Here is a 23,326-nt window from a genome sequence, read left to right as displayed (position 1 = left end):
CCGTGCGCCCCGCAATCAAAGTCGGCCTGTCAACGGCCTCGGTCTACCCACTGCGGGCCGAGGCCGCGTTCGAGTACGCCGCCCGGCTCGGCTACGACGGCGTCGAGCTGATGGTGTGGAGCGAGTCGGTCAGCCAGGACGTCGATGCCGTCGGGAAGCTGTCGCGGCGCTACCAGGTGCCGGTGCTGTCGGTGCACGCCCCCTGCCTGCTGATCTCGCAGCGGGTATGGGGTTCCAACCCGATCGCCAAGCTGGAACGCAGCGTGGCCGCCGCCGAACAGCTGGGCGCGCAGACCGTGGTGGTGCACCCCCCGTTCCGCTGGCAGCGGCGCTACGCCGACGGGTTTCACGACCAGGTCGTCGAACTGGAAGCGGGCAGCGACGTGATGGTGGCGGTGGAGAACATGTTCCCGTTCCGGGCCGACCGGTTCTTCGGCTCCGGCCAGTCGCGGGAACGGATGCGCAGGCGCGGCGGCGGCCCCGGTCCGGCGATCTCGGCGTTCGCGCCGTCCTACGACCCGCTGGACGGCGAGCACGCGCACTACACCCTGGACCTGTCGCACACCTCGACCGCGGGCACCGACGCGCTGGAGATGGCCCGGCGGATGGGCTCCGGGCTGGTGCATCTGCACCTGTGCGACGGCAGCGGCCTGCCCGCCGACGAACACCTGGTGCCCGGGCGGGGGACGGAACCCACCGCCGAGGTGTGCCAGCTGCTGGCCGCCAGCGATTTCGCCGGCCACGTCGTGCTGGAGGTGTCCACCTCGACCGCGCGTTCGGCCAGCGAGCGGGAAGCCATGCTGGCCGAGTCCCTGCAGTTCGCCCGAACCCACCTGCTGCGCTGATGGACGCCATGTTCACGCGCGCAATGGACCTGCGCGAGGTATCCGCCGGTCCGGACGGAGCGGTGTATGAGGGCGAGCTGAACGAGCACTGGACCATCGGGCCCAAGCTTCACGGCGGCGTGATGGTGGCGCTGTGTGGCAACGCCGCGCGCACGGCCTTCGGGGGCGGGGGCCTGGAACCGGTGGCCGTGTCGGCGAACTTCCTGCGGGCGCCCAGCCCGGGCGCGATGCAACTGGTCACGTCGCTGCACAAGCGGGGTCGGCGGATCAGCGTCGTCGACGTCGAGCTCATTCAGGACGAGCGGACCGCGGTGCACGCCGTGGTCACGCTGGGCGAGCCGGAGCATCAGCACGCCCCGTTGTTGTCGGCGAACCCGGTCGTGGACCTGATGGCGCCGGAACCGCCCGACGACATCCAGCCGATCGGTCCAGGCCATCAGTTGTCCGGCCTGGTGCATCTGGGCGCGGGTTGCGACATCCGGCCGTTGCTGTCGACGCTCGAGCCCGTGCGTGACGGGCGGCCGCCGGTGCTGCAGATGTGGGCGCGGCCCCGCGACGCGGCACCGGACGCGCTGTTCGCCCTGATGTGCGGGGACCTGTCGGCCCCGGTGACCTTTGCGGTCGACCGCACGGGGTGGGCGCCGACCGTGCAGTTCACCGCGCTGCTGCGGGGCCTGCCCGCCGACGGATGGCTGCGGATCGTGGCCACCTGCGTCGAGATCGGGCAGCACTGGTTCGACGAGGACCACACCGTCGTCGACAGCGCGGGCCGGCTGGTGCTGCAGGCTCGGCAGCTGGCCATGGTGCCCCCGGAGCGGTAGCGCCCGTCTGGAATGCTTCCTCCCATGGCCAGAATCGCGATCATTGGTGGCGGCAACATCGGCGAGGCATTGCTGTCGGGTCTGCTGCGGGCGGGCAGGCAGGTCAAGGACCTCGTGGTGGCCGAGCGGATGCCGGATCGCGCCAAGTACCTGTCGGAGACCTATTCGGTGCTGGTGACGTCGGTGACCGAGGCGGTCGAGAACGCCACGTTCGTCGTCGTCGCGGTGAAGCCGGGCGACGTCGAACTGGTGATCGCGGACCTGGCCCGCGCGGCCGCCGCCGCCGAACACGACAGCGTCGAGCAGGTGTTCGTCACGGTGGCCGCCGGCGTCACGATCAACTACTTCGAGTCGAAGCTGCCGGCCGGGACGCCGGTGGTCCGGGCGATGCCCAACGCCGCGGCCCTGGTGGCCGCCGGGGTGACCGCGCTGGCCAAGGGCCGATTCGTCACCCCGGAACAGCTGGAGGAGGTGTCCGCGCTGTTCGACGCCGTGGGCGGCGTGCTGACCGTTCCCGAGGTGCACCTGGACGCGGTGACGGCGCTGTCCGGCTCCGGCCCGGCCTATTTCTTCCTGCTGGTCGAGGCCCTGATCGACGCCGGGGTCGCGGTGGGCCTGAGCCGGCAGGTGGCCGCCGACCTGACCGCCCAGACGATGGCAGGGTCGGCGGCGATGCTGCTGGAGCGGATGGACTCCGAGCGGCGGACGGCCGACGGCCAGCCGCGCGCAATGGAGACGGACACCACCGCGGCGCAGCTGCGGGCGACGATCACTTCGCCCGGCGGCACCACCGCCGCTGCGCTGCGCGAATTCGAGCGGGGCGGCCTGCGGGCCACCGTGGATGCGGCGGTCCAGGCCGCGAAAACACGGTCTGAGCAGCTAAGAATTACATCGGAATAATTCAAGAATTTTGAACTGATTATCCCCCACCAGTACCAGTAACCCCACGAGTCCCGCTATTCTCCTCTTTGTAAGCGCGTGTTTGTGCCAGCGGAGGGGAAGCCGCTGGCATGCGCGTGCCTGACACGATTGGGTTGCGATGACGTCTACGAACGGTCCATCGGCTGGCGGGAAATCGGCGCGGGACGCCGGTTCCGCCGACGGTCAGCAGGCCAGGACGCAATTTCTCACCGTGGCCGAGGTGGCGGCGCTGATGCGGGTCTCCAAGATGACGGTGTACCGGCTGGTGCACAACGGCGAGCTGCCCGCGGTCCGGGTCGGGCGCTCTTTCCGGGTGCACGCCAAGGCCGTCCACGACATGCTGGAGACCTCCTACTTCGACGCGGGGTAGCGCACCGGCCGGGTGACCGGTTTGGTGTTCGCCGTGGCTGGCCGGGTAAGGTGGCTGGGTCCTTTTGGGAAGCCAGTCACGGGTCAGATAGCGGAGTTATGGGTTCAGTAATCAAGAAGCGGCGCAAGCGCATGTCGAAGAAAAAGCACCGCAAGCTGCTGCGTCGCACGCGGGTGCAGCGCAGAAAACTTGGCAAGTAGGCCCTGTCCGGGCCGGCGCGACCCGTCACGGGACCGTAATGCCGCCGTTTCTCCTGGCCGCTAGGCTGTCTGGGTGGATTCGTCGAACGGGGACGGTGCCGACACCAGCGGCACCGTGCATTACCCCAAAGTCGTGCTGGTCACCGGCGCGTGCCGGTTCCTGGGCGGCTATCTCACGGCGCGGCTCGCGCAGAATCCTTTGATCAACGGGGTGATCGCGGTGGACGCGATCGCCCCGAGCAAGGACATGCTGCGCCGGATGGGCCGGGCCGAGTTCGTGCGGGCGGACATCCGTAATCCATTCATCGCCAAGGTGATTCGAAACGGCGAGGTGGACACTGTGGTGCACGCCGCCGCGGCGTCGTACGCACCGCGCTCCGGCGGCAGCGCCGCCCTCAAGGAACTCAACGTGATGGGCGCGATGCAGCTGTTTGCTGCGTGCCAGAAAGCGCCCTCGGTGCGCCGCGTCATTCTCAAGTCGACGTCGGAGGTCTACGGGTCCAGCCCGCGTGATCCGGTGGTGTTCACCGAGAACAGCAGCAGCCGTCGGCCGTTCCGCGAGGGCTTTGCCAAGGACAGCCTCGACATCGAGGGTTACGTGCGCGGCCTGGGCCGGCGCCGGCCCGACATCGCGGTGACTATTCTGCGGCTGGCCAACATGATTGGCCCGGCGATGGACACCACGCTGTCGCGGTATCTGGCGGGCCCGTTGGTGCCGACGATGTTCGGCCGCGACGCGCGGTTGCAGTTGCTGCACGAGCAGGATGCGCTGGGCGCGCTGGAGCGCGCGGCGATGGCGGGCAAGGCCGGTACCTTCAACATCGGCGCCGACGGCATCATCATGCTGTCCCAGGCAATTCGGCTGGCCGGCCGAATCCCGTTGCCAGTACCGGGATTTGGCGTCTGGCTGTTGGATTCCTTGCGGCGGGCCAATCGCTACACCGAGATCAACCGCGAGCAGTTCGACTACCTGAGTTATGGCCGTGTGATGGACACCACGCGGATGCGTACCGAGCTCGGGTACCAGCCCAAATGGACCACCGCAGAAGCCTTCGACGACTACGTCCGCGGGCGCAGCCTGACTCCCATAATCGACCCTGATCGGGTACGCTCTTTGGAGGGTCGTGTCATTGCTTTGGCGCAGCGCTGGGGTAGCCGAAATCCAATTCCATGGGTCGATATCAGATAGATTCGGATAGATAACGTGGCGGGTGAGACCAGAGCGAATGTTATTCCAATCCATAGCAATAGGGGTCGGGTAGCAGCGCGCAGACGAGCGGATCAACGGGCCGATGCCTCCCGCCAGCATCCCTCGTTGCTCTCCGATCCGCGGGGCCGTGCGTCGGCCGAACAGATCGCCGCCGTCGTCCGGGAAATCGACGAGCACCGCCGCGCCGCCGGCACGCCTTCGTCACGGGGCGGCGAAGCTCCACTGAACGAACTCGCGCAGCGCGTCGCGTCGGTCGCCGGATTCTTCCGTCAGCGGCTTACCGGCGACTACAGCGTGGACGAGTTCGGGTTCGATCCACACTTCAACGACGCGATCGTTCGCCCTTTGCTGAGGTTCTTCTTCAACTCGTGGTTCCGGGTGGAAGTCAGCGGGGTAGAGAACCTGCCGGCCGAGGGCGCCGCGCTGATCGTGGCCAACCACGCCGGGGTGCTGCCGTTCGACGGGTTGATGCTGTCGGTGGCCGTCCACGACGAGCACCCGGCGCAACGGGACCTGAGGTTGCTGGCCGCCGACATGGTGTTCGACCTGCCGGTGGTCGGCGAGGTCGCCCGCAAGGCGGGCCACACCATGGCCTGCACGACGGACGCGCACCGCCTGCTGGCCGCCGGCGAGCTCACCGCCGTGTTCCCCGAGGGCTACAAGGGGTTGGGCAAGAAGTTCGAGGACCGCTACCGGCTGCAGCGGTTCGGCCGCGGCGGCTTCGTCTCCGCGGCGCTGCGCACCAAGGCGCCGATCGTGCCGTGCTCGATCGTCGGCTCCGAGGAGATCTACCCGATGCTGGCCGACGTGAAGCTGCTGGCGCGGCTGTTCGGCCTGCCCTACTTCCCCGTCACGCCGCTGTTCCCGCTGGCCGGGCCGGCGGGCGTGGTGCCGCTGCCGTCGAAGTGGCGGATCGCGTTCGGAGAGCCGATTCACACCGCCGATTATGCGGCCACCGACGCCGACGACCCGATGGTCACGTTCGACCTGACCGACCAGGTGCGTGAGACCATCCAGCAGACGCTGTACCGGCTGCTGGCCGGGCGCCGCAACATCTTCTTCGGCTGAGACCCGCCTACTTGACCAGGGTGAACTGGCAGACGTCAGTGACGCCATCCCGGAACAGGTCCGAGCAGCCCGTCAGGTAGTGCATGAAGTTGTCGTACGTCTCCTGGCCCTTCAGCTCGATCGCCTCGTCCTTGTGCGCTGCCAGACTTTCGGCCCAGGTGTCCAGCGTCTTGACGTAGTTCGACCCGATCCGGTGGCAGCGCTCGATCTCGAAACCGGCCTTCGCGGAGGCCTGTTCCACCTGCGGGACCCTGGGCAGTCGTCCGCCCGGATAGATCTCGGTCAGGATGAACTTGATGAAGCGCAGCCGGCTCATCGGCGACGTTATGCCACGCTCCTTGGCTTCCTCGGGAGTCGGGATGACGATCGTGTGCAGCAGCATCCGGCCGTCGTCGGGCAGCACGTCGTAGCACATCTGGAAGAAGGTGTCGTAGCGCTCGAATCCGGCGTCGCCGGCACCGTCGGCGAAGTGCTCGAACGCACCGAGCGACACGATGCGGTCGACGGGTTCGTTGAATTGCTCCCAGCCCCGCAGCCAGACGTCCTTGCTTCGGGGGCTGTCCATCTCGGCGAACTTGGCCGTGTCGTGCGCCAGCTGGTTCTCGCTCAGCGTCAGGCCGATCACGTTGACGTCGTATTCTTCGACCGCGTGCCGCATGGTCGAGCCCCAGCCACAGCCGATGTCGAGCAACGTCATACCCGGCTCGAGTTCCAGCTTGTCGAGCGAGAGTTTGCGCTTGGCGTACTGGGCCTCTTCCAGCGTCATATCGGGGCGCTCGAAGTAGGCGCAGCTGTAGGTCATCGACGGATCGAGCCACAGCTTGAAGAATTCGTTGGAACGGTCGTAGTGGGACTGGACTGCCTCAACTGGCGGCGACAGCTGGGGTCCGTTTCCGTCAGTCTCTTGGGTCACCGACAAGACCCTAGTGTCTGCCGCCGTCAAATGGATGCAATTGCGGCAGGCGCCGCGTTTCGTGCGACCGCGCCTACTTGACCAGGGTGAACTGGCACACGTTGGTGTAGCCGTCGCGGAACAGGTCGGAGCATCCGGTCAGGTACCGCTGCCAGATGTCGTACATCTCCTGGCCCTTGAGCTCGATGGCCTTTTCCTTGTGCGTTTCGAGCGCCTCGGCCCAGGCGTTGAGCGTGGGAACGTAGTTCTTGCCGATGAAGTGGTGGCGCTCGATCTTGAAACCCGCCTCGGTGGAGTACCGGTCGACCTGCTCGACCTGCGGCAACTTACCCCCGGGGTAGATCTCCTTGAGGATGAAGCTGATGAAGCGCAGCAGGCTCATCGTCGTCTTCAGGCCCATCTTCTTGCCCTCTTCGGCGGTGGGCACCACGATCGAGTGCAGCAGGAACCGGCCGTCGTCGGGCAGCAGGCTGTAGTACTTCTTGAAGAAGGTGGCGTAGCGCTGGTATCCGGCGTCCCCGGCACCGTCGGCGAAGTGCTCGAACGCGCCAAGCGACACGATCCGGTCCACTGGCTCGTCGAACAGCTCCCAGCCCTGCAGCCGCACCTCCTTGCGGCGGGGGCTGTCCATCTCGGCGAACTTTTCCTCGCAGTGCGCCAGCTGGTTCTCGCTCAACGTCAGGCCGATCACGTTGACGTCGTAGTGCTCGACGGCGTGGCGCATGGTCGAGCCCCAGCCGGAGCCGATGTCGAGCAGCGTCATGCCGGGCTCGAGGTTGAGCTTGTCGAGGGCGAGTTTGCGCTTGGCGAACTGCGCCTCTTCCAGCGTCTTGCTCTGCGGCTCATCGATGTTCGGGTTCTCATCGAAGTAGGCGCAGCTGTAGGTCATCGAAGGATCGAGCCAAAGCTTGAAGAACTCGTTCGAGCGGTCGTAGTGCGACTGGACTGCTTCGACCGGGGGCTTTAGCTGCGTGTCACCCGTTTCACTCTGTGACGTCATTGGAATCGACCCTACTTTCCGGCTTATATGGATGCAATTGCAGCGACGGTTTCTTCAGCGCGTGCATCTTCGTGTGAGGCTTCCCCCAGCATCGTGACGACGCTGGTGACCACTGGTTTTCCCTCCGCGTCTGTGACTTCACTGCGGATTTCGGCCAGCACCGTGCCGTGGGACTGTATGACGCCGTCGAGATAGGTGTCAAAGTACAGCTTGTCGTCGGCGACGATCGGCCGGTGGAACTTGAACTTCTGATCGCGGTGCATGACCCGGGCGATGTTGATCGGGATGCTGAACTTCGAGAAAATCTCCAGCTGCACGCGCCGACCGGCGATAGCCAGGAATGTCAGCGGGGCCACCAACGCGTCATACCCAGCCTCGGCGGCGTCAACCTCGTTGTGATGCGCCGGGTGGTCGTCTTTGACCGCGGCAGCGAACTCGCGGATCTTCTCGCGGCCCACCTGAAAGTAGTCGGGCGCACGATAGTGCTTGCCGATGAGTGCGTCGGTTCCGTCCACTGACATGTTCTTGCCGCTCCCTGCTCAAATGCTATAGGTAGTCAGCGGCGCAGCTTATCAGCGTGATTGCCGTCGCGACGCCAATGCGGCCAGCGCGCCGCCGGCCGCGCCCAGCGCCAGGGCCGACGGCACCCCGATCTTCGCGGCCTTGCGGGCGGTCCGGAAGTCGCGGATTTCCCAGCCACGTTCGCGGGCCAGGCCGCGCAGCCGGGTGTCGGGGTTGATGGCGACGGCGGTCCCTACCAGCGAGAGCATCGGCACGTCGTTGTAGCTGTCGGAGTACGCGGTGCAGCGTTTGAGGTTGAGCCCCTCACGGATGGCCAGCGATCGCACGGCGTGGGCCTTGCCGGTGCCGTGCAGGAGTTCGCCGACCAGCCTGCCGGTGAACACCCCGTCGACCGACTCGGCGACCGTGCCCAGCGCCCCGGTCAGGCCGAGCCGCCGCGCGATGGTCACTGCCAGCTCGTACGGCGTGGCGGTGATCAGCCACACCTGCTGGCCCGCATCGAGGTGCATCTGGGTGAGCTCACGGGTGCCGGGCCAGATCTTGTCGGCGATGATCTCGTCGTAGATCTCCTCGCCCAGCGCTATCAGCTCGGTGACCGGCCGGCCCTCGATGAAGGTGAGCGCCTTGCGGCGCCCGGCGGAGACGTCGCCGCTCAGCTCCTTGCCGAGCACCTGGTACTTGGCCTGCGCGTAGAGGAAACCGAGCACGTCGTTGTAGGTGAAGTACTTGCGGGCGGCTAAGCCGCGCGCGAAATGCACCAGCGACGAGCCCTGCACGAGGGTGTTGTCCACATCGAAGAAGGCGGCGGCCGTCAGGTCGATGGGCGGCTGCGGCCGGCCCTCACTGCCGACGGTCTGCAGATCGTGCAGCGCGCGTTCGGCGCTGGCATTGTCGGCCAGCGTCTCTTGCGGGTCAGAGGGTGAATCAGAGGAAGCCATCGGACACCTCCCGGTTGGTCTCACCAACCCTATCCGGCGTGCCAGACTTGGTAGCCGTGAGCCGGGCCCGGGTGGAATTGCTGACGCGCGACGGATGCGCGATCTGCGCGCGCGTGCACAGCCGGCTGGGGGAGCTCGCCGTGGAGCTGGGTTTCGACCTGTCGGCCACCGATGTGGACGCCGCCGCGGCTGCGGGCAATCCCGGGCTGCGGGCCGAATTCGGCGATCGGCTGCCGGTGATCCTGCTCGACGGGCGCGAGCACAGCTACTGGGAGATCGACGAGCCGCGGCTGCGGGCGGACCTCGCCTGAGCACTCGTCGGTGACTGGACGTCGAGCGATATTTGGTAGCCCACCGGAACAACCATTACCGTAGAGGGCAGTTCAGTACTGGAGGAAGCAAGGGAGCTGGCCAGGTGATGCTGCCGTGAGCATCTTGCTCTTCGGGGTTTCGCACCGCAGTGCGCCGGTCTCGGTCCTGGAACAACTCAGCATCGACGAATCCGATCAGATCAAGATCATCGACCGGGTGCTGCAGTCACCCCTGGTGACCGAGGCGATGGTGTTGTCGACGTGCAACCGTGTCGAGGTCTACGCCGTGGTGGACGCCTTCCACGGCGGCCTTTCGGTCGTCGGGCAGGTGCTGTCCGAGCACTCCGGCATGTCCATGGGCGACCTCACCCAGTACGCCTACGTCCGTTACAGCGAGGCCGCCGTCGAGCACCTGTTCGCGGTGGCCAGTGGCCTGGACTCGGCGGTGATCGGTGAGCAGCAGGTGCTGGGCCAGGTGCGACGCGCCTACACCTCCGCCGAGGCCAACCGTACCGTCGGGCGCCTGCTGCACGAACTGGCCCAGCGCGCGCTGTCGGTGGGCAAGCGGGTGCACTCCGAGACTGCCATCGACGCCGCAGGCGCCTCGGTCGTGTCGGTCGCCCTGGGCATGGCCGAGCGCAGGCTGGGCGGCCTGGGCGGCAAGACCGCCGTCGTGATCGGCGCCGGGTCGATGGGCGCGCTGTCGGCGGGGCACCTGACCCGGGCCGGCGTCGGGCGAATCCAGGTGCTCAACCGGTCGCAGTCCCGGGCGCAGCGGCTGGTCGACAAGATCCACGAGTCGGGCGTGCCCGCCGAGGCCGTGACCCTGGACGGTCTGGCGGAGGCGCTGGCCGTCGCCGACGTGGTGGTCACCTGTACCGGCGCGGTCAGCCCGGTGGTGTCGCTGGCCGACGTGCACCACGCGCTGGCGGCGGCGCGCCGCGACGAAGCTGCGAATCCGCTGGTGATCTGCGACCTGGGCATGCCCCGCGACGTCGATCCGGCGGTAGCCGGGTTGCCCGGCGTCTGGGTGGTCGACGTGGACCGCGTGCAGCACGAACCCGCGGCGCATGCGGCGGCCGGTGACGTGGACGCCGCCCGGCACATCGTGGCGGCCGAGGTTGCCGCCTACCTGGCGGGACAGCGGATGGCGGAGGTCACGCCGACGGTCACGGCGCTGCGGCAGCGGGCCGCCGACGTGGTCGAGGCGGAGTTGTTGCGCCTGGACAACCGGCTGCCCGGCCTGGAAAGCGCCGAGCGCGAAGAGGTGGCGCGGACGGTTCGCCGGGTGGTCGACAAGCTGTTGCACGCGCCCACGGTGCGCATCAAGCAACTCGCCAGTGCCCCCGGCGGCGACAGCTACGCCGAGGCCCTGCGCGAGCTCTTCGAGCTCAACCAGACGGCCATAGACTCCGTAGCTGCTGTTGCCGCCGGTGAATTGCCCGTTGCGGCAAGCGAATTCGACGACAAGCAGCCTGTCGAGTAACCGATTGGCGCACGTGATCCGGATAGGCACCCGGGGCAGTCTGCTGGCCACTACCCAGGCCGCCCTCGTCAGGGACGCTTTGATCGCCAACGGTCATCCCGCGGAATTGGTGACCATCAGCACCGTCGGCGACCGCTCGTCGGCGCCGATCGAGACTCTGGGTGTGGGCGTTTTCACCACCGCGTTGCGGGAGGCGATCGAGGAGGGCCGGGTGGACGCGGCGGTGCACTCGCACAAGGATTTGCCGACCGCCGCCGACCCCAGGTTCACCATCGCCGCGATACCGCCGCGCAACGACCCTCGCGACGCGCTGGTGGCCCGGGACGGCCTGACGCTGGGGGAGTTGCCCGTCGGTTCGCTGGTGGGCACCTCGTCGCCGCGACGGGCCGCACAGCTTAGAGCATTGGGTCTCGGTTTGGAAATCCGCCCCCTACGAGGCAACCTAGATACCAGGTTGAACAGGGTAAGCAGTGGTGATCTTGACGCCATCGTGGTGGCTCGGGCGGGGTTGGCCCGGCTGGGGCGCCTCGATGATGTCACCGAGACGTTAGAGCCGGTGCAGATGTTGCCAGCACCGGCTCAGGGCGCGCTCGCCGTCGAGTGCCGCGCCGGGGAGCGCCGGCTGGCGGCAGTGCTCGGGGAGTTGGACGACCCCGACACGCGCGTGGCGGTCACCGCGGAGCGAGCCCTGCTCGCCGAACTGGAGGCGGGATGTTCCGCACCGGTGGGCGCGATCGCAGAAGTGGTCGAGTCGATCGATGAGGAAGGTCGCGTCTTCGAGGAGCTGTCGCTGCGCGGTTGCGTGGCGGCGCTGGACGGATCCGACGTGATCCGCGCGTCTGGGATCGGGAGTTCCGACCGGGCACGGGAGTTGGGGCTCTCGGTGGCCGCGGAGTTGTTCGAACTGGGTGCCCGGGAGCTGATGGGTCAGTCGCGGGAAGTTGACAGAGACTAGTTGAGACAGACGTGGGAGCGACAATGATGACGCGAGGGCGTAAGCCGAGACCGGGCCGCATCACGTTCGTGGGCTCGGGTCCGGGCGACCCAGGCCTGCTGACGACGCGGGCCGCCACGGTGCTGGCGAACGCCGCCCTGGTATTCACCGACCCCGACGTGCCGGAGCCGGTGCTGACGCTGATCGGCCGGGACCTGCCGCCCATCTCCGGGCCGGCACCCGCGGAGCCGCCGGCCGGGAGCGCCGACGGTCCCGACACGAGCTCCGCCCCGGTTCCCGGCGCCCCGGACATCCGTCCGGCGCTGGGTGATCCGGCCGAGGTCGCCAAGACGCTGACCGCCGAGGCCCGCACGGGCGTCGACGTGGTGCGGCTGGTGGCGGGCGACCCGCTGACGCTGGACGCGGTGATCACCGAGGTGAATGCCGTCGCACGCAGCCACCTGCACATCGAGATCATTCCCGGTCTGGCCGCCACCAGCGCCGTCCCGACGTACGCGGGGCTGCCGCTGGGCTCGTCGCACACCGTCGCCGACGTGCGCGGCGAGGTGGACTGGGAGGCGCTGGCCGCCGCGCCCGGGCCGCTGATCCTGCAGGCCACCGGATCGCACCTGGCCGACGCCGCCCGCACCCTGATCGAGCACGAGCTGGCCGAGACCACCCCCTGCGTGGTGACCGCGCAGGGCAGCACCTGCCAGCAGCGTTCGGTCGAGACCACGCTGGCCGGCCTGACCGACCCGGCCATTCTGGGCGGCGGACTGTCCACCGCCAGCGGCGGGGATCCGCTGAGCGGGCCCCTGGTGGTGACCATCGGCAAGACGGTGGCCAGCCGCGCGAAGCTGAACTGGTGGGAGAGCCGGGCCCTGTACGGCTGGACCGTGCTGGTGCCGCGCACCAAGGACCAGGCCGGCGAGATGAGCGAGCGGCTGACGTCGTACGGCGCCCTGCCTATCGAGGTGCCGACCATCGCCGTGGAGCCGCCGCGCAGCCCCGCCCAGATGGAGCGGGCCGTCAAGGGACTGGTCGACGGCCGGTTCCAGTGGGTGGTGTTCACCTCCACCAACGCGGTGCGCGCGGTGTGGGAGAAGTTCGGCGAGTTCGGCCTGGACGCCCGCGCGTTCTCCGGCGTGAAGATCGCCTGTGTCGGCGAGGCGACAGCGGACCGGGTCCGCGCGTTCGGGATCAGCCCCGAGCTGGTGCCGGCGGGGGAGCAGTCCTCGCTGGGCCTGCTGGACGAATTCCCGCCCTACGACAGCATTTTCGACCCGGTGAACCGGGTGCTGCTGCCGCGTGCCGACATCGCCACGGAGACGCTGGCCGAGGGCCTGCGGGAGCGGGGCTGGGAGATCGAGGACGTCACCGCCTACCGGACGGTGCGCGCCGCGCCGCCGCCGGCGACCACCCGCGAGATGATCAAGACGGGTGGGTTCGACGCGGTGTGCTTCACGTCGAGCTCCACTGTGCGCAACCTGGTGGGCATCGCGGGCAAGCCGCACGCGCGGACCATCATCGCCTGCATCGGACCCAAGACGGCCGAGACCGCCGCGGAGTTCGGCCTGCGGGTGGATGTCCAGCCCGACACCGCCGCGGTGGGCCCGTTGGTCGACGCGCTGGCCGAACACGCCGCCCGGTTGCGTGCCGAGGGTGCGCTGCCGCCGCCGCGCAAGAAGAGCCGCAGGCGGTAGTGGCGATCGCAAGCGCGGCGGAGCCGGGCGCAGCGGGTCGCCACGGGGGGCTGGTGGCGATCGCAAGCGCGGCGGAGCCGGGCGCAGCGGGTCGCCACGGGGGGCTGTAGTGGTTTTTCCGCGGCAGCGTCCGCGCCGGCTCCGCTCGACGCCGGCCGTGCGTCGCCTGGTGGCGCAAACCTCCTTGGAGCCAAGGCATTTGGTGCTGCCGATGTTTGTGGCCGACGGGATATCGAAACCGCGACCGATCCCGTCTATGCCGGGGGTGGTGCAGCACACCCGCGACTCGCTGCGCAGCGCGGCCGCCGACGCCGTCAGCGCCGGGGTCGGCGGGCTGATGCTGTTCGGTGTGCCCCGGGAGTCGGACAAGGACGCGGCCGGGTCCGCCGGCACCGATCCCGACGGCATCCTCAACGTCGCCCTGCGGGACCTGAGCAAGGACCTCGGCGACGCGACCGTGCTGATGGCCGACACCTGCCTGGACGAGTTCACCGACCACGGCCACTGCGGCGTGCTGGATGAACGCGGCCGCGTCGACAATGACGCCACCCTGGCCAGGTACGTGAAATTGGCTGTGGCACAAGCTGATTCGGGTGCTCACGTGGTCGGCCCGAGCGGCATGATGGACGGCCAGGTGAGCGCGATCCGCGACGGCCTGGACGCCGCCGGCCACACCGACGTGGTGATCCTGGCCTACGCCGCGAAGTTCGCCTCCGCGTTCTATGGGCCGTTCCGCGAGGCGGTGAGCTCCAGCCTGTCCGGCGACAGGCGGACCTACCAGCAGGAGCCGGGCAACGCCCGTGAGGCGCTGCGTGAGATCCGACTGGACCTCGACGAGGGGGCCGACATCGTGATGGTCAAGCCCGCACTGGGGTACCTGGATGTGGTCGCGGCGGCGGCGGACGTCTCCCCGGTGCCGGTGGCCGCCTACCAGGTGTCGGGGGAGTACGCGATGATTTGCGCTGCGGCCGCGAACAACTGGATCGACGAGCGCGCCGCCGCCCTGGAGTCGCTGATCAGCATCCGGCGGGCGGGGGCGGACATCGTGCTCACCTATTGGGCCGCCGATGCGGCGGGTTGGCTTTCCTGATCTACCCATCGGTGGGTAACAATCACGGAATGGGGTTGGATGTGACACCAGCGAGGGACGACGGGCCCAAGCCGTTGTTCTACGAACCGGGTGCCAGCTGGCTGTGGATTCTGGCGGGCCCGCTCGCCGCGCTGTCGATGATCCTGGTCCAGATCTCCAGCGGTCAGCGGATGAACCTGCTGATTCCGGGGATCTTTCTGGTGATGGTGTCGCTGTTCGTGGGCCTGCAGGTGGTGGCCGCACGCATCCATACCTCGGTCGAACTGACCCAGGACTCGCTGCGGCAGGGCACCGAAACGATCCGGCTCGCCGAAATCGTCAGGATCTTTCCGGAACCGGAGAACTCCGTCGTCTCCGGCAAGGACCTCGCGAAATGGCAGTCGGCGCGGGCGCTCGGTGAACTCGTCGGCGTGCCGCGGGGACGCACCGGCATCGGCCTGAAAATGACCGAGGGCCGCACCGCGCAGGCCTGGGCGCGACGCCATCGTCAACTGCGGGCGGCACTGGCGCCGCTGGTGCAGGAGCGGGTCGGCCCGGAGGTCGAGGCAATCGAGGTCGACGCCGACATCGACGACATGGACGAGGAGAACGACTCGTGGCCACCGCGGTGACCGCCCGCATCTGGAGCCTGGTTTCCCTCGCCGTGGCGTGCGCCGCGGTGGCGGGTGTGGCGCTGTGCTGGCCGCATTCGCATCGCACCGTGATCGTCGCGCCGATTGCGGACGGCCAGCCGTCCACCGAGTCGCTGGTGTACGAACCGCAGCTGGTGGTACTGAGCCTGCTGCTGGCTACGCTCGCCGGGGTACTGGCCGTCGTCGGGGTGGCCGGGCTGCTCAGGCAGCGAGCGCGTCAGGCCTAGGCCGTCTTGCGGATGAGCGACAGCATTACCTGACGGCGCCGGGCGATCGCGTCGGCCAGGTTGCGCAGCGCCTCGTGCACCGACTGGGTGATCGGGAACATGGCCCGGGCGTGGTCGCCGAGCAGCTCGCTCACCGCGGGGCTCGCGACCAGTCGCCATTGCACTCCGGCGGCGCGGCAGTCGTCGTCGAACCGGCAGAGGAATCCGACGCCGACCGGTGCGAAGTGCGTCAGCTCGCCCAGATCCAGCACCACGGGCTCGGGTCCGAGCAGGAAGCGCCGCACGTAGGCCCGGACCATGTCGACGTTGACGACGTCGATCTCGCCCCGGACGGTCACCACCGTCGCCAGGTGGCGGCTCTGCGCACGAACCTGGGCGCCGATGCAGTCGAAAGTGGAGTCTTCACGCTCGGCGGTCATCGCGGTAGTCATGTGTCCCCATTCCCGTGGCGTTCCCGAACTCGTGTCAGGTTCGCGCATCGTCGACCGAACCTGTCTATACATTCCTCGCCAAACCTAAGGAGACCGACAGCCTCGTCTAACTCTTTGCTAAAGAAGTGACGCCTGGGACGCGCGCGGGGTGTGTGCGGATACCGAGACTTAATCCACGGCGAGCCTCCGCGGCGTGTCTTGTGTCAGGTTTAAGTGTCGCGACGAGGGCGGGCGGCGGGCGCGTCGTGGGACCCGCGCTGTTAGGCTGCTCTGGCTGCCGGTTGCGTGTCGGGGGGCTTGTCACGGCGAACCGCACGGCGGAGTCCAGACGGAAAAGAGCTAGACGGAAAAGAAGTACTAGTGCGCACCGGAGAAACCAAGGGCGAGATCAAAGCCCTGACGGGGCTCCGCATCGTCGCCTCGGTGTGGGTGGTGCTGTTCCACTTCCGGCCGATGGTTTCCGACGTCTCGGTCGACCTGCGCCGCAACCTCGCACCGATCCTCAACTGTGGCGCGCAGGGCGTCGACCTGTTCTTTATCCTCAGCGGGTTCGTGCTGACCTACAACTACCTAGACCGCATGGGCCACTCGTTTTCGTTGCGCGCCACCGTGCACTTTCTGTGGCTGCGGCTGGCCCGGGTCTGGCCCGTCTACCTGGTCACGCTGCACCTGGCGGCGGCGTGGTTCATCCTCACCCTGCACGTCGGGCACACGCCGTCGCCGGACGTCGGTCGACTCACCGCGATCAGCTACGTGCGTCAGGTCCTGCTGGTGCAACTGTGGTTCCAGCCGTTCTTCGACCTGTCCAGCTGGGACGGGCCGGCCTGGTCGATCAGCGCGGAATGGCTGGCCTACCTGATGTTCGGTGTGCTGGTGCTGGTGATCTGGCGGATTCAGCACGCGACCAGGGCGCGCGGCCTGCTCGTGCTGGCTTTCGCGGCGGCGCTGCCGCCGATGGTGCTGTTACTGGCCAGCGGGGTCTTCTACACGCCCTGGAGTTGGCTGCCGCGCATCGTCACGCAGTTCACCGCGGGCGCGCTGGCCTGTGCCGCGGTCCGTCGGTTGCGGCCGACCGACCGTGGTCGGCGCATCGCCGGGTACCTCTCGCTGCTGTTGGTGGGCGCGATCGTCGGGATCCTGTATCTGCTCAAGGAATTCCCGATCACCGGGGTCTACGACAGCGGCGGCGTGGTCGACCTGCTATTCGTCCCGCTGGTGATCACGCTGGCCATGGGCGTGGGCAGCCTGCCGCGGCTGTTGTCGACGCGGTTGATGGTGTACGGCGGGGAGATCTCGTTCTGCCTGTACATGGTCCATGAGCTGGTCCACACCTCGTGGACGTGGGCCGTCGTGAATTTCCGCCTGCAGCCATGGCAGACCGACAGCCCGTGGCGCTGGAACATCTTCGGGTTGCTCGCGATCGCCGTGCTGTTGTCGATCCTGCTGTATCACGCCGTGGAAGAACCCGCCCGCCGCTGGATGCGCAGGATGGTCGACGCCCCCGCCACGCCCGCGGGCCACAACCCGGATGCGCCGACGGTCGCCGAGTCCGAGCCCGACGACGAATCCGAGCCCGAGTCCGAGCCTGAGCTGGAAACGCTGGAAACGGTTCCGGCCCGCATGTCATGAGCCGTCTCTTCACTGTGCTGGCGGTGCTGGTCGGGCTGGTCTTTGCCTGCCCGGCGCCGCCGCTGCGGGCGCAGTCCTACCGGCCGCTGAGCCTGGATTTCCGGCTCAGCCACGTCGCGGTGGTCGGCGACTCTTACACCACCGGCACCGATCTGGGCGGGCAGGGCCGCAATTCGTGGACCTCCTGCGCTTGGCGGAAGCTGGGTCAGCGCGGCGTGCGGATCGCGCCGGACGTGGCGGCCGAGGGTAAGGCCGGGTACGGCACGCCCGGCGACCACGGCAGCGTCTTCGAGGACCTCACGGCGCGGGCGGTCCGCCCCAGCGACGTGCTGGTGGTGTTCTTCGGCTCCCGCAACGACCAGGGCGTCGACCTCGGGGTGCTGGCCGAAAAGGTTCGCAGCACCTTCGACATGGCCCGCCGCTACGCGCCGGCCGCGCGGTTCCTGGTGATCGGGCCGCCGTGGCCGACGGCCGCCGTGCCGGTGCCCGTGCTGCAGATTCGCGACGTACTGTTCGCGGCGTCGCGCGACGTGGGCGCAGTGTGGGTCGACCCGATCTTCGAGCGCTGGTTCGTCGACCTTCCCGGCCTGATCGGCGCCGACGGCGTGCATCCCAACGATGCGGGACATCAGTATCTGGCGGACAAGATCGCGCCGCTGATCGGCGCGCAGTTGCGTCGTTAGTCGTTGGCGTGACGCTCGTAGGCCCAGCGCTCGAGCCGGGCCTGCAGCTGCACCAGGCCCACGCCGGCGATCGGTGCGGCCGCCGAAATGCAGACCAGCAACACACCCGCTTCGAAACTCATCTCCAACCCTCCGTAGTTCTTTCTCCTAAGACGCGCGACTTCGCCATGAAGTTCACCCGTCTGCCAAGGCGCGATCGGCCAGCGCGCCGAGTGCCGGTGCCAGTAGCTGTGCGTACTGGGTCGTGACGTGGTTGTCGTCGCGGAACACCAGGGTGTTGCCGACGACCATGGGGCAGCGGTCGGGGCTGCAGAACAGGTCGGTCAGGTCCGCATAGTGGCCGCCCGCGCCGGTGGCCGCCGCCTGCTCCGCGGCGACGCCGCCGCCGTTGATCGCGACCGTCCGAGACGGCGCGCACGCCGTGGCGTCGTCCAGGTGCGCCGACAGGCACATCGGCGCGGACCCCTGCGGGTCGGCGACCGGCCCCAGCACCAGCACCGTGGCGCCGTCGCGGCGGAGTTCGGCCACGGTGCGGCCCAGCGTGTCGATCCACGCCGGGTCGTAGGCGGTGAAGCTGAAGTCCGCGCCGTAGCGTCGGCTCATGCTCAGCACCACCAGGCGCGGATGCTCGGCCTTCAGCCGGGCCATGATCTGGCCGCGCCATTGCTCGCATTCGGTGTACTCGCGGCCCAGGTAGGGGCTGACGATGTGCAGGTCCTGCAGTGGGCAGGTCACCTTGGCCATCGTCTCGAGCCGCCAGTGCCGTTGGTCGGCGATCTGCTGGAACGCCGGATCCCACATGGCGGCATGCGAGTCGCCGACCAGGGCCACGGTCATCGGCGAGGCGGTGTCGCCGTTCGCGCACTCGCTCTGTCCGACGTCACGCCAGGACCGCGTGCAGCCGTTGACGAAGACGGCAGCCTTGTCGCCCGGCGCCCTGGCCAGCGGCGGGTCCAGGTTCGACGGCACGGCACGCTGGGCCGCGGCGGCCGAGATGATCTGGCGGGCCTGGGCGAAGGCGTCGCGGACCGGATCGGCCACGGGAGCCGCCGCGGGCGCTGCGGTGGCGACGATCGTGGCGGGTGCGGCGGCCGGCCCGCGTCCCATCGGCGCAGGCACCACCGTCAGCAGCACCAGACAGGCGCACGCCGCGGCCGCGCTGGCGGCTGCGGCCACCGCGAGGCTGGCCCGGGCCGACGAGCGCAGGGCCTTGGCGAACCGGCCCGGGTTCTCGACCAGGTACATGGTGATCACCGCGAGCCCCGCAGAGACGAAAACGGCGGTCAGCCGGGCGGGCAGACCCGCGGGCTCGCCCAGCAGCGGCGGCATCAACAGCAGCACCGGCCAGTGCCACAGGTACCAGGAGTACGACACGCGCCCGACCGCCCGCATCGCCGGCTTGCACAGCAGCCGGCCCACGCCCAGGCCGCCGGTGGCACAGCCGCCGCCGATGACCAGCGCGGTGCCCAGCACCGGCAGCAGCGCGGCGGTGCCCGGGTATGGGGTGTTCGGACCCAGCTGGGTGCAGGTCAGCAGGATCAGCGCGAGGCCGCCCCAGCCGACGACCGCCGCGGACGCCAACGGCAGCCGGCGCCACCACCCCAGCGACAGCGCCACCAGGCCGCCGGCGGCCAGCTCCCACGCGCGGGTGGGCAGCGAGAAGAAGGCCCACGGCGGCGAGACGCGGGTGCACATCACGGCCGCGGCCAGCGACGCCGCGGCGACGAGCCCGAGCAACACCGCGTACGGTGTCGTTCCGGCTTTGTCCTTGCCGAACCGTCGGACCAGCCACGCTGTCCCGATGATCAGCGCCGGCCAGAGCAGGTAGAACTGCTCCTCCACGCCCAGCGACCAATAGTGCTGGAACGGCGACGGCGGCAGGTCGGTGCCCAGGTAGTCGGTGCCCTGCATGGCGAACCGGTAGTTGCCCACATACAGGGCGCTGGCGATGCCGTCGACGAAGACGCGGCGCGCCTGCAGCGGGGGCAGCACCGCGGCGGCGGCGATCGCCGTGGCGACGCCCACGGTGGCCGCGACAGGGAGCAGGCGGCGCGCCCGCGCGCCGTAGAAACGGCCCAGCGCGACGGTCCCGCTGGCGGTGACTTCGCGGTGCAGCAGGCCGGTGATCAGGAAGCCGGAGATGACGAAGAAAACATCCACGCCGATGTAGCCGCCGGTGACGCCGGGAATACCCGCGTGAAACAAGACGACGGCCACGACGGCCACGGTGCGCAGGCCCTCGATGTCGGGCCGAAACGCCATCCGCCGCCCCGCGGCGCGGGGCCGCGTGGCGGTGTCTACCTGTCGGACTGTCATGTCTGCGCTAGGTCGCCATCCAGGTCAGCTCGCCGGGCAGCTGCCTGCGCCAGTAGTCCACGTCGTGCCCGCCGATCGAGAAGTTGGTCGCCGGAGGCTTTTTCAGTTGGCTGACGAACGCGCGGGTGGCCGGGTAGAAGCGGTCGAAGGTGCCGCAGTCCACCCGCAGCGGAATTGAGTTCAGGGCCGGCAGTCCGTTGACGGTGTGCTGCGCCCAGTCTTCCTCGCTGTCGAACGCGCCGGGGGCGCTGGCCTCGTAGGAGGGATAGAGCGCCGGGCTGATCGCGCAGATCCCCGCGACCCGCGCCGGGCCCAGCCGGGCGCCGAGCAGCAGCGCCCCGTATCCGCCCATGGACCATCCCATGAACGCCACCCGGGAGGTGTCCATGCCCATCGAGGTCAGCATCGGCAGGAACTCTTCGAGCACCATGGTGCCCGAGTCCTCTCCCGAAGTCCTTTTGTGCCAATAGCAGTCGCTGCCGCCGTCGACGCTGACCACGGCGAACGGTGGTTTGCCCGCCTTCGCCAAGCGGGCCAGCGCGTCCTCGACGCCGAGGTCGAGCATCATGCCCGCGTTGCCGTCCTTGCCGTGCAGCGCAATCACCGGTCGCAGCGACGCGGCCTTGCCGTTGTGTCCGGGAGGCAGGACCACCACCCAGTTCGTTTCGGCGCCGCCGCGCGCCTTCGAGACGAAAGAGCCGGTCAGCTTGGTGGTGAGGTTGCTGCCCGCGGCCGCGGGTTCGAAGGGGGAGGGGCCCTGCGGCAACGGCGCCGCCGGTGCTTCGAGCGGATCCAAGAGCGCGCCCAAAGCCCACAGGCCAGCGGCTCCCGCACTGGCACCGGCGCCCAGTCGCAGTACCGCTCGGCGGGTCAGCTCAGGCACGATAGTCATGATGCCGCCCAGACCCGGGTTCATCGCTACTGCCACGCCGCAATTGAGAGGGGTTTGTGATATCGCGGTGATGTTGCGGGCCCGGTACGCCTGGCCAACATAGTATTTCAGCGAAATGGCTACTTTGACTTCCCGCCGCGTGTGCAACGCCCTTGCGGTGCTGGTTCTGGTGGGCGGCTGCTCGCACGGGCCCGGCACACCGAGTGCCGAACCGGCAACCACCACACCGATCCGTCACCTGGTGGTGATCTACCAGGAGAACATCTCCTTCGACCACTACTTCGGGACCTATCCGCACGCGGCCAACATCGACGGGCAACCGTTCACCGCCAAGCCGGACACGCCCGCGGTCAACGGCCTCACCCCAGAGTTGTTGACGCGCAACCCCAATTCGGTGCAGCCGATGCGGCTGGGCGGACCGGCACAGCAGGTGACCTGCGACCAGAACCACGAGTACCGGGCCGAACAGCTGGCCGCCAACGGCGGTGCGATGGACCGGTTCGTCGAGCACGCGACCGGCGATCCCTGCTCGCCGCCGCTGTTCAACGTCGCGGGCCTGCCGATGGCCTACTTCGACGGCAACTCGGTGACTGCGCTGTGGAACTACGCGCAACGCTACGCGATGAGCGACAACTCACACGGCACCGTGTTCGGCCCGTCCACACCCGGCCACATCAACCTGGTTTCAGGCCAAACCCATGGCGTGACAGCGACATTCATGCCGGATGGCAAACCGTTCCCGACGGATGCGGTAATCGCCGACGGCGGCGCGGGGCAGGGCACGATCATCGACGACTCGCAACCGCTGGGCGACGACTGCTCGACGCGGGATCAGGTGCAGTTCAGCGCCAACAACAAGAACATCGGTGACCTGCTCAACGCGAAGGGCGTGACCTGGGGCTACTTCCAGGGCGGCTTCAAGCCGACGGCCCGCAAACCGGACGGAACGGCGGAATGCGGCGCGAAGCACAACGTCGGCGAGATCCTCGGCGGCACTGGCAAAACCGGCGCGCTGCCGTTGGGCACCAAGGCGGATTACGTCCCGCACCATCAGCCGTTCCAGTACTACCCGTCGACCGCGAACCCGCATCACCTGCCGCCGACCGGGACCGACAAGATCGGCCGCACCGATCAGGCCAACCACCAGTACGACCTGTCGGACTTCTGGGCCGCCGCCGACGCGGGTCACCTGCCGTCGGTCAGCATCCTCAAGCCGCCGGCCTACCAGGACGCGCATGCCCTGTACTCCGACCCGCTCGACGAGCAGCAATTCCTGGTCGAGACGATCAACCGCCTGCAGAAGCTGCCGGACTGGCGCGACATGGCAATCGTGATCGCCTACGACGACTCCGACGGCTGGTACGACCACGTCGCACCGACGATCGTCTCGCCCTCGGCCACCGGCGCGGACGCCCTGAACGGCCCGGGGCGATGCGGTGATCCGGGCGCGGTGCTCGGCTACCAGGGGCGCTGCGGGTACGGTCCGCGGCTGCCGCTGCTGGTGATATCGCCGTATGCCAGAGCGAATTTCGTGGACCACACGCTGACCGACCAGACGTCGATCCTGCGCTTCATCGAAGACAACTGGAGCACCGGGCGGATCGGCGACCATTCGCTGGACGAACGCGCCGGACCGCTCACCGGGATGTTCGATTTCAGCGGTCCGCGGCAGCCCGGGGTGCTGCTCGATCCGCGCACCGGCAACCCGCAGTAGCCGATCAGGGCTGCAGCTCGGCGAGCCGGGCCGCTGCCGCCGCGCCGAGCGGTTGCGCGCGTCCGTCGTCACCGACCTGGACGATCACGGTGCGGGCCAGCGCCGCGCACTGCCCATTCTGAAAAAGGCCTTGCCGTAACGTGACCGAACTGCGCCCTACGGCCTCGACGCTGGTGCCGATGGCGACCTCGCCGGGCCAGGTCAGTTCGCGCCGGAAGTCGAGTTCGAGGCGCGCGATGACGAATGACCCGCCGGGTTCCGCGAGTGGCCGGCTCGCGTCGTGGAGCAGCTCGACGCGGCCGGTCTCCAGCGCCGTGGCGAACACGGCGTTGTTGACGTGGCCCTGCCGGTCGGTGTCGGCGTAGCGCAGCTTGTCGTAGGCGTGCAGCGGGAACTGCGCCAATGTGGGAGCTTCGTCCATGGCGTGCCAGCATATCGGCGGCCTGGTGGTGCCCGGCCCGCGAATGTGC

At 68.6% G+C, this 23,326-nt stretch carries 26 protein-coding genes; 17 read left to right on the top strand and 9 right to left on the bottom strand.

The genetic code is table 11. The features are described from left to right. The first annotated feature begins 2 nt into the window (after positions 1 to 2). The 7 genes from AC5Y5V_RS09310 to AC5Y5V_RS09280 all read left to right on the top strand — a co-directional run bounded on the left by AC5Y5V_RS09310 (position 3) and on the right by AC5Y5V_RS09280 (position 5,435). Positions 3 to 845 carry a sugar phosphate isomerase/epimerase family protein gene (locus AC5Y5V_RS09310; protein ID WP_499933172.1) on the top strand — a complete coding sequence of 281 codons (843 nt, stop codon included), beginning with the start codon at positions 3 to 5 and terminating at the stop codon, positions 843 to 845. Continuing rightward, positions 845 to 1,666 carry a thioesterase family protein gene (locus AC5Y5V_RS09305; protein ID WP_499933169.1) on the top strand — a complete coding sequence of 274 codons (822 nt, stop codon included), beginning with the start codon at positions 845 to 847 and terminating at the stop codon, positions 1,664 to 1,666. The genes AC5Y5V_RS09310 and AC5Y5V_RS09305 overlap by 1 nt, the downstream gene beginning before the upstream one ends. A 24-nt stretch (positions 1,667 to 1,690) precedes the next feature. After that, positions 1,691 to 2,566, top strand: coding sequence for a pyrroline-5-carboxylate reductase (proC, locus tag AC5Y5V_RS09300; protein WP_499933166.1), 876 nt, complete (start codon positions 1,691 to 1,693; stop codon positions 2,564 to 2,566). A 139-nt stretch (positions 2,567 to 2,705) separates the two neighbouring features. Further along, positions 2,706 to 2,957, top strand: coding sequence for a cell division/environmental response transcriptional regulator (locus AC5Y5V_RS09295; protein WP_499933164.1), 252 nt, complete (start codon positions 2,706 to 2,708; stop codon positions 2,955 to 2,957). A 98-nt stretch (positions 2,958 to 3,055) separates the two neighbouring features. Further along, positions 3,056 to 3,157 (top strand): 30S ribosomal protein bS22, encoded by a 102-nt coding sequence (locus AC5Y5V_RS09290; protein ID WP_003402602.1) that lies wholly within the window; start codon positions 3,056 to 3,058, stop codon positions 3,155 to 3,157. 73 nt (positions 3,158 to 3,230) lie between these two features. Next, positions 3,231 to 4,346, top strand: a complete 1,116-nt coding sequence (locus AC5Y5V_RS09285) for an SDR family oxidoreductase (RefSeq protein WP_499933161.1) — start codon at positions 3,231 to 3,233, stop codon at positions 4,344 to 4,346. 6 nt (positions 4,347 to 4,352) lie between these two features. Further along, positions 4,353 to 5,435, top strand: a complete 1,083-nt coding sequence (locus AC5Y5V_RS09280) for a lysophospholipid acyltransferase family protein (protein ID WP_499933536.1) — start codon at positions 4,353 to 4,355, stop codon at positions 5,433 to 5,435. 7 nt (positions 5,436 to 5,442) lie between these two features. Here the strand turns inward: AC5Y5V_RS09280 and AC5Y5V_RS09275 are convergent, their stop codons facing one another. The 4 genes from AC5Y5V_RS09275 to AC5Y5V_RS09260 all read right to left on the bottom strand — a co-directional run bounded on the left by AC5Y5V_RS09275 (position 5,443) and on the right by AC5Y5V_RS09260 (position 8,808). Further along, positions 5,443 to 6,348 carry a cyclopropane mycolic acid synthase family methyltransferase gene (locus AC5Y5V_RS09275; protein ID WP_499933157.1) on the bottom strand — a complete coding sequence of 302 codons (906 nt, stop codon included), beginning with the start codon at positions 6,346 to 6,348 and terminating at the stop codon, positions 5,443 to 5,445. A 73-nt stretch (positions 6,349 to 6,421) separates the two neighbouring features. Next, a complete protein-coding gene (locus tag AC5Y5V_RS09270; protein ID WP_499933154.1) occupies positions 6,422 to 7,348 on the bottom strand; it encodes a cyclopropane mycolic acid synthase family methyltransferase in 927 nt (308 codons plus the stop codon). Between the two features lie 23 nt (positions 7,349 to 7,371). Further along, positions 7,372 to 7,863: an FAS1-like dehydratase domain-containing protein gene (locus AC5Y5V_RS09265; protein WP_499933151.1), complete on the bottom strand. Its 492-nt coding sequence runs from the start codon at positions 7,861 to 7,863 to the stop codon at positions 7,372 to 7,374. A gap of 57 nt (positions 7,864 to 7,920) precedes the next feature. Next, positions 7,921 to 8,808 (bottom strand): HAD family hydrolase, encoded by an 888-nt coding sequence (locus AC5Y5V_RS09260; protein ID WP_499933149.1) that lies wholly within the window; start codon positions 8,806 to 8,808, stop codon positions 7,921 to 7,923. A 47-nt stretch (positions 8,809 to 8,855) separates the two neighbouring features. On the opposite strand from AC5Y5V_RS09260, the gene AC5Y5V_RS09255 reads away from it, so the two are divergent. The 7 genes from AC5Y5V_RS09255 (at position 8,856) to AC5Y5V_RS09225 (ending at position 15,191) form a co-directional block, all read left to right on the top strand. After that, complete coding sequence (locus tag AC5Y5V_RS09255; RefSeq protein WP_499933532.1) at positions 8,856 to 9,119, top strand: glutaredoxin family protein; 264 nt, start codon at positions 8,856 to 8,858, stop codon at positions 9,117 to 9,119. A gap of 115 nt (positions 9,120 to 9,234) precedes the next feature. After that, positions 9,235 to 10,605: a glutamyl-tRNA reductase gene (locus AC5Y5V_RS09250; protein WP_499933147.1), complete on the top strand. Its 1,371-nt coding sequence runs from the start codon at positions 9,235 to 9,237 to the stop codon at positions 10,603 to 10,605. Positions 10,606 to 10,618: 13 nt separating this feature from the next. Beyond that, on the top strand, positions 10,619 to 11,560 hold the full coding sequence (gene hemC / locus AC5Y5V_RS09245; protein ID WP_499933529.1) for a hydroxymethylbilane synthase: 942 nt from the start codon (positions 10,619 to 10,621) through the stop codon (positions 11,558 to 11,560). A 26-nt stretch (positions 11,561 to 11,586) separates the two neighbouring features. Next, complete coding sequence (locus AC5Y5V_RS09240; protein WP_499933525.1) at positions 11,587 to 13,242, top strand: bifunctional uroporphyrinogen-III C-methyltransferase/uroporphyrinogen-III synthase; 1,656 nt, start codon at positions 11,587 to 11,589, stop codon at positions 13,240 to 13,242. Between the two features lie 109 nt (positions 13,243 to 13,351). Next, positions 13,352 to 14,332, top strand: a complete 981-nt coding sequence (gene hemB / locus AC5Y5V_RS09235; RefSeq protein ID WP_499933143.1) for a porphobilinogen synthase — start codon at positions 13,352 to 13,354, stop codon at positions 14,330 to 14,332. Between the two features lie 41 nt (positions 14,333 to 14,373). Next, positions 14,374 to 14,943: a transport-regulating membrane protein Mce1N gene (gene mce1N, locus AC5Y5V_RS09230; protein ID WP_499933140.1), complete on the top strand. Its 570-nt coding sequence runs from the start codon at positions 14,374 to 14,376 to the stop codon at positions 14,941 to 14,943. Beyond that, entirely contained in the window at positions 14,928 to 15,191 is a 264-nt protein-coding gene (locus AC5Y5V_RS09225) for a hypothetical protein (RefSeq protein ID WP_499933138.1), read from the top strand. Before mce1N ends, AC5Y5V_RS09225 begins: the two co-directional genes overlap by 16 nt. On the opposite strand, the gene AC5Y5V_RS09220 is transcribed toward AC5Y5V_RS09225, so the two are convergent. Further along, complete coding sequence (locus AC5Y5V_RS09220; RefSeq protein ID WP_499933136.1) at positions 15,188 to 15,622, bottom strand: STAS domain-containing protein; 435 nt, start codon at positions 15,620 to 15,622, stop codon at positions 15,188 to 15,190. The two genes, AC5Y5V_RS09225 and AC5Y5V_RS09220, sit on opposite strands and share 4 nt — an antisense overlap. Positions 15,623 to 15,982: 360 nt before the next feature. Here AC5Y5V_RS09220 and AC5Y5V_RS09215 point away from each other — a divergent pair, with 360 nt between their 5' ends. Together AC5Y5V_RS09215 and AC5Y5V_RS09210 are read left to right on the top strand one after the other, a co-directional pair. After that, positions 15,983 to 17,251, top strand: a complete 1,269-nt coding sequence (locus AC5Y5V_RS09215) for an acyltransferase family protein (RefSeq protein WP_499933134.1) — start codon at positions 15,983 to 15,985, stop codon at positions 17,249 to 17,251. Beyond that, on the top strand, positions 17,248 to 17,934 hold the full coding sequence (locus AC5Y5V_RS09210) for an Rv0518 family GDSL lipase (RefSeq protein ID WP_499933132.1): 687 nt from the start codon (positions 17,248 to 17,250) through the stop codon (positions 17,932 to 17,934). The genes AC5Y5V_RS09215 and AC5Y5V_RS09210 overlap by 4 nt, the downstream gene beginning before the upstream one ends. Here AC5Y5V_RS09210 and AC5Y5V_RS09205 read toward each other — a convergent pair. Genes AC5Y5V_RS09205 through AC5Y5V_RS09195 form a run of 3 tightly spaced genes read right to left on the bottom strand, consistent with a single transcriptional unit; the run spans position 17,931 to position 21,142 of the window. After that, complete coding sequence (locus AC5Y5V_RS09205) at positions 17,931 to 18,056, bottom strand: hypothetical protein (protein WP_499933129.1); 126 nt, start codon at positions 18,054 to 18,056, stop codon at positions 17,931 to 17,933. The genes AC5Y5V_RS09210 and AC5Y5V_RS09205 overlap by 4 nt on opposite strands. A 52-nt stretch (positions 18,057 to 18,108) precedes the next feature. Then, positions 18,109 to 20,250 (bottom strand): acyltransferase family protein, encoded by a 2,142-nt coding sequence (locus AC5Y5V_RS09200; RefSeq protein ID WP_499933127.1) that lies wholly within the window; start codon positions 20,248 to 20,250, stop codon positions 18,109 to 18,111. Between the two features lie 7 nt (positions 20,251 to 20,257). Beyond that, positions 20,258 to 21,142: an alpha/beta hydrolase gene (locus AC5Y5V_RS09195; protein WP_499933522.1), complete on the bottom strand. Its 885-nt coding sequence runs from the start codon at positions 21,140 to 21,142 to the stop codon at positions 20,258 to 20,260. Positions 21,143 to 21,257: 115 nt separating this feature from the next. Here AC5Y5V_RS09195 and AC5Y5V_RS09190 point away from each other — a divergent pair, with 115 nt between their 5' ends. Continuing rightward, complete coding sequence (locus AC5Y5V_RS09190) at positions 21,258 to 22,856, top strand: phospholipase C (RefSeq protein ID WP_499933125.1); 1,599 nt, start codon at positions 21,258 to 21,260, stop codon at positions 22,854 to 22,856. Positions 22,857 to 22,860: 4 nt separating this feature from the next. Here the strand turns inward: AC5Y5V_RS09190 and AC5Y5V_RS09185 are convergent, their stop codons facing one another. Then, the gene (locus AC5Y5V_RS09185) at positions 22,861 to 23,277 is read right to left on the bottom strand and encodes an acyl-CoA thioesterase (protein WP_499933123.1); all 417 of its coding nucleotides are present in this window, start codon (positions 23,275 to 23,277) and stop codon (positions 22,861 to 22,863) included. Positions 23,278 to 23,326: the final 49 nt, after the last annotated feature.

The sequence above is a fragment of the Mycobacterium sp. NGS68 genome (genome assembly GCF_059812195.1).
This window is presented reverse-complemented; position numbering and strand designations above follow the sequence as displayed.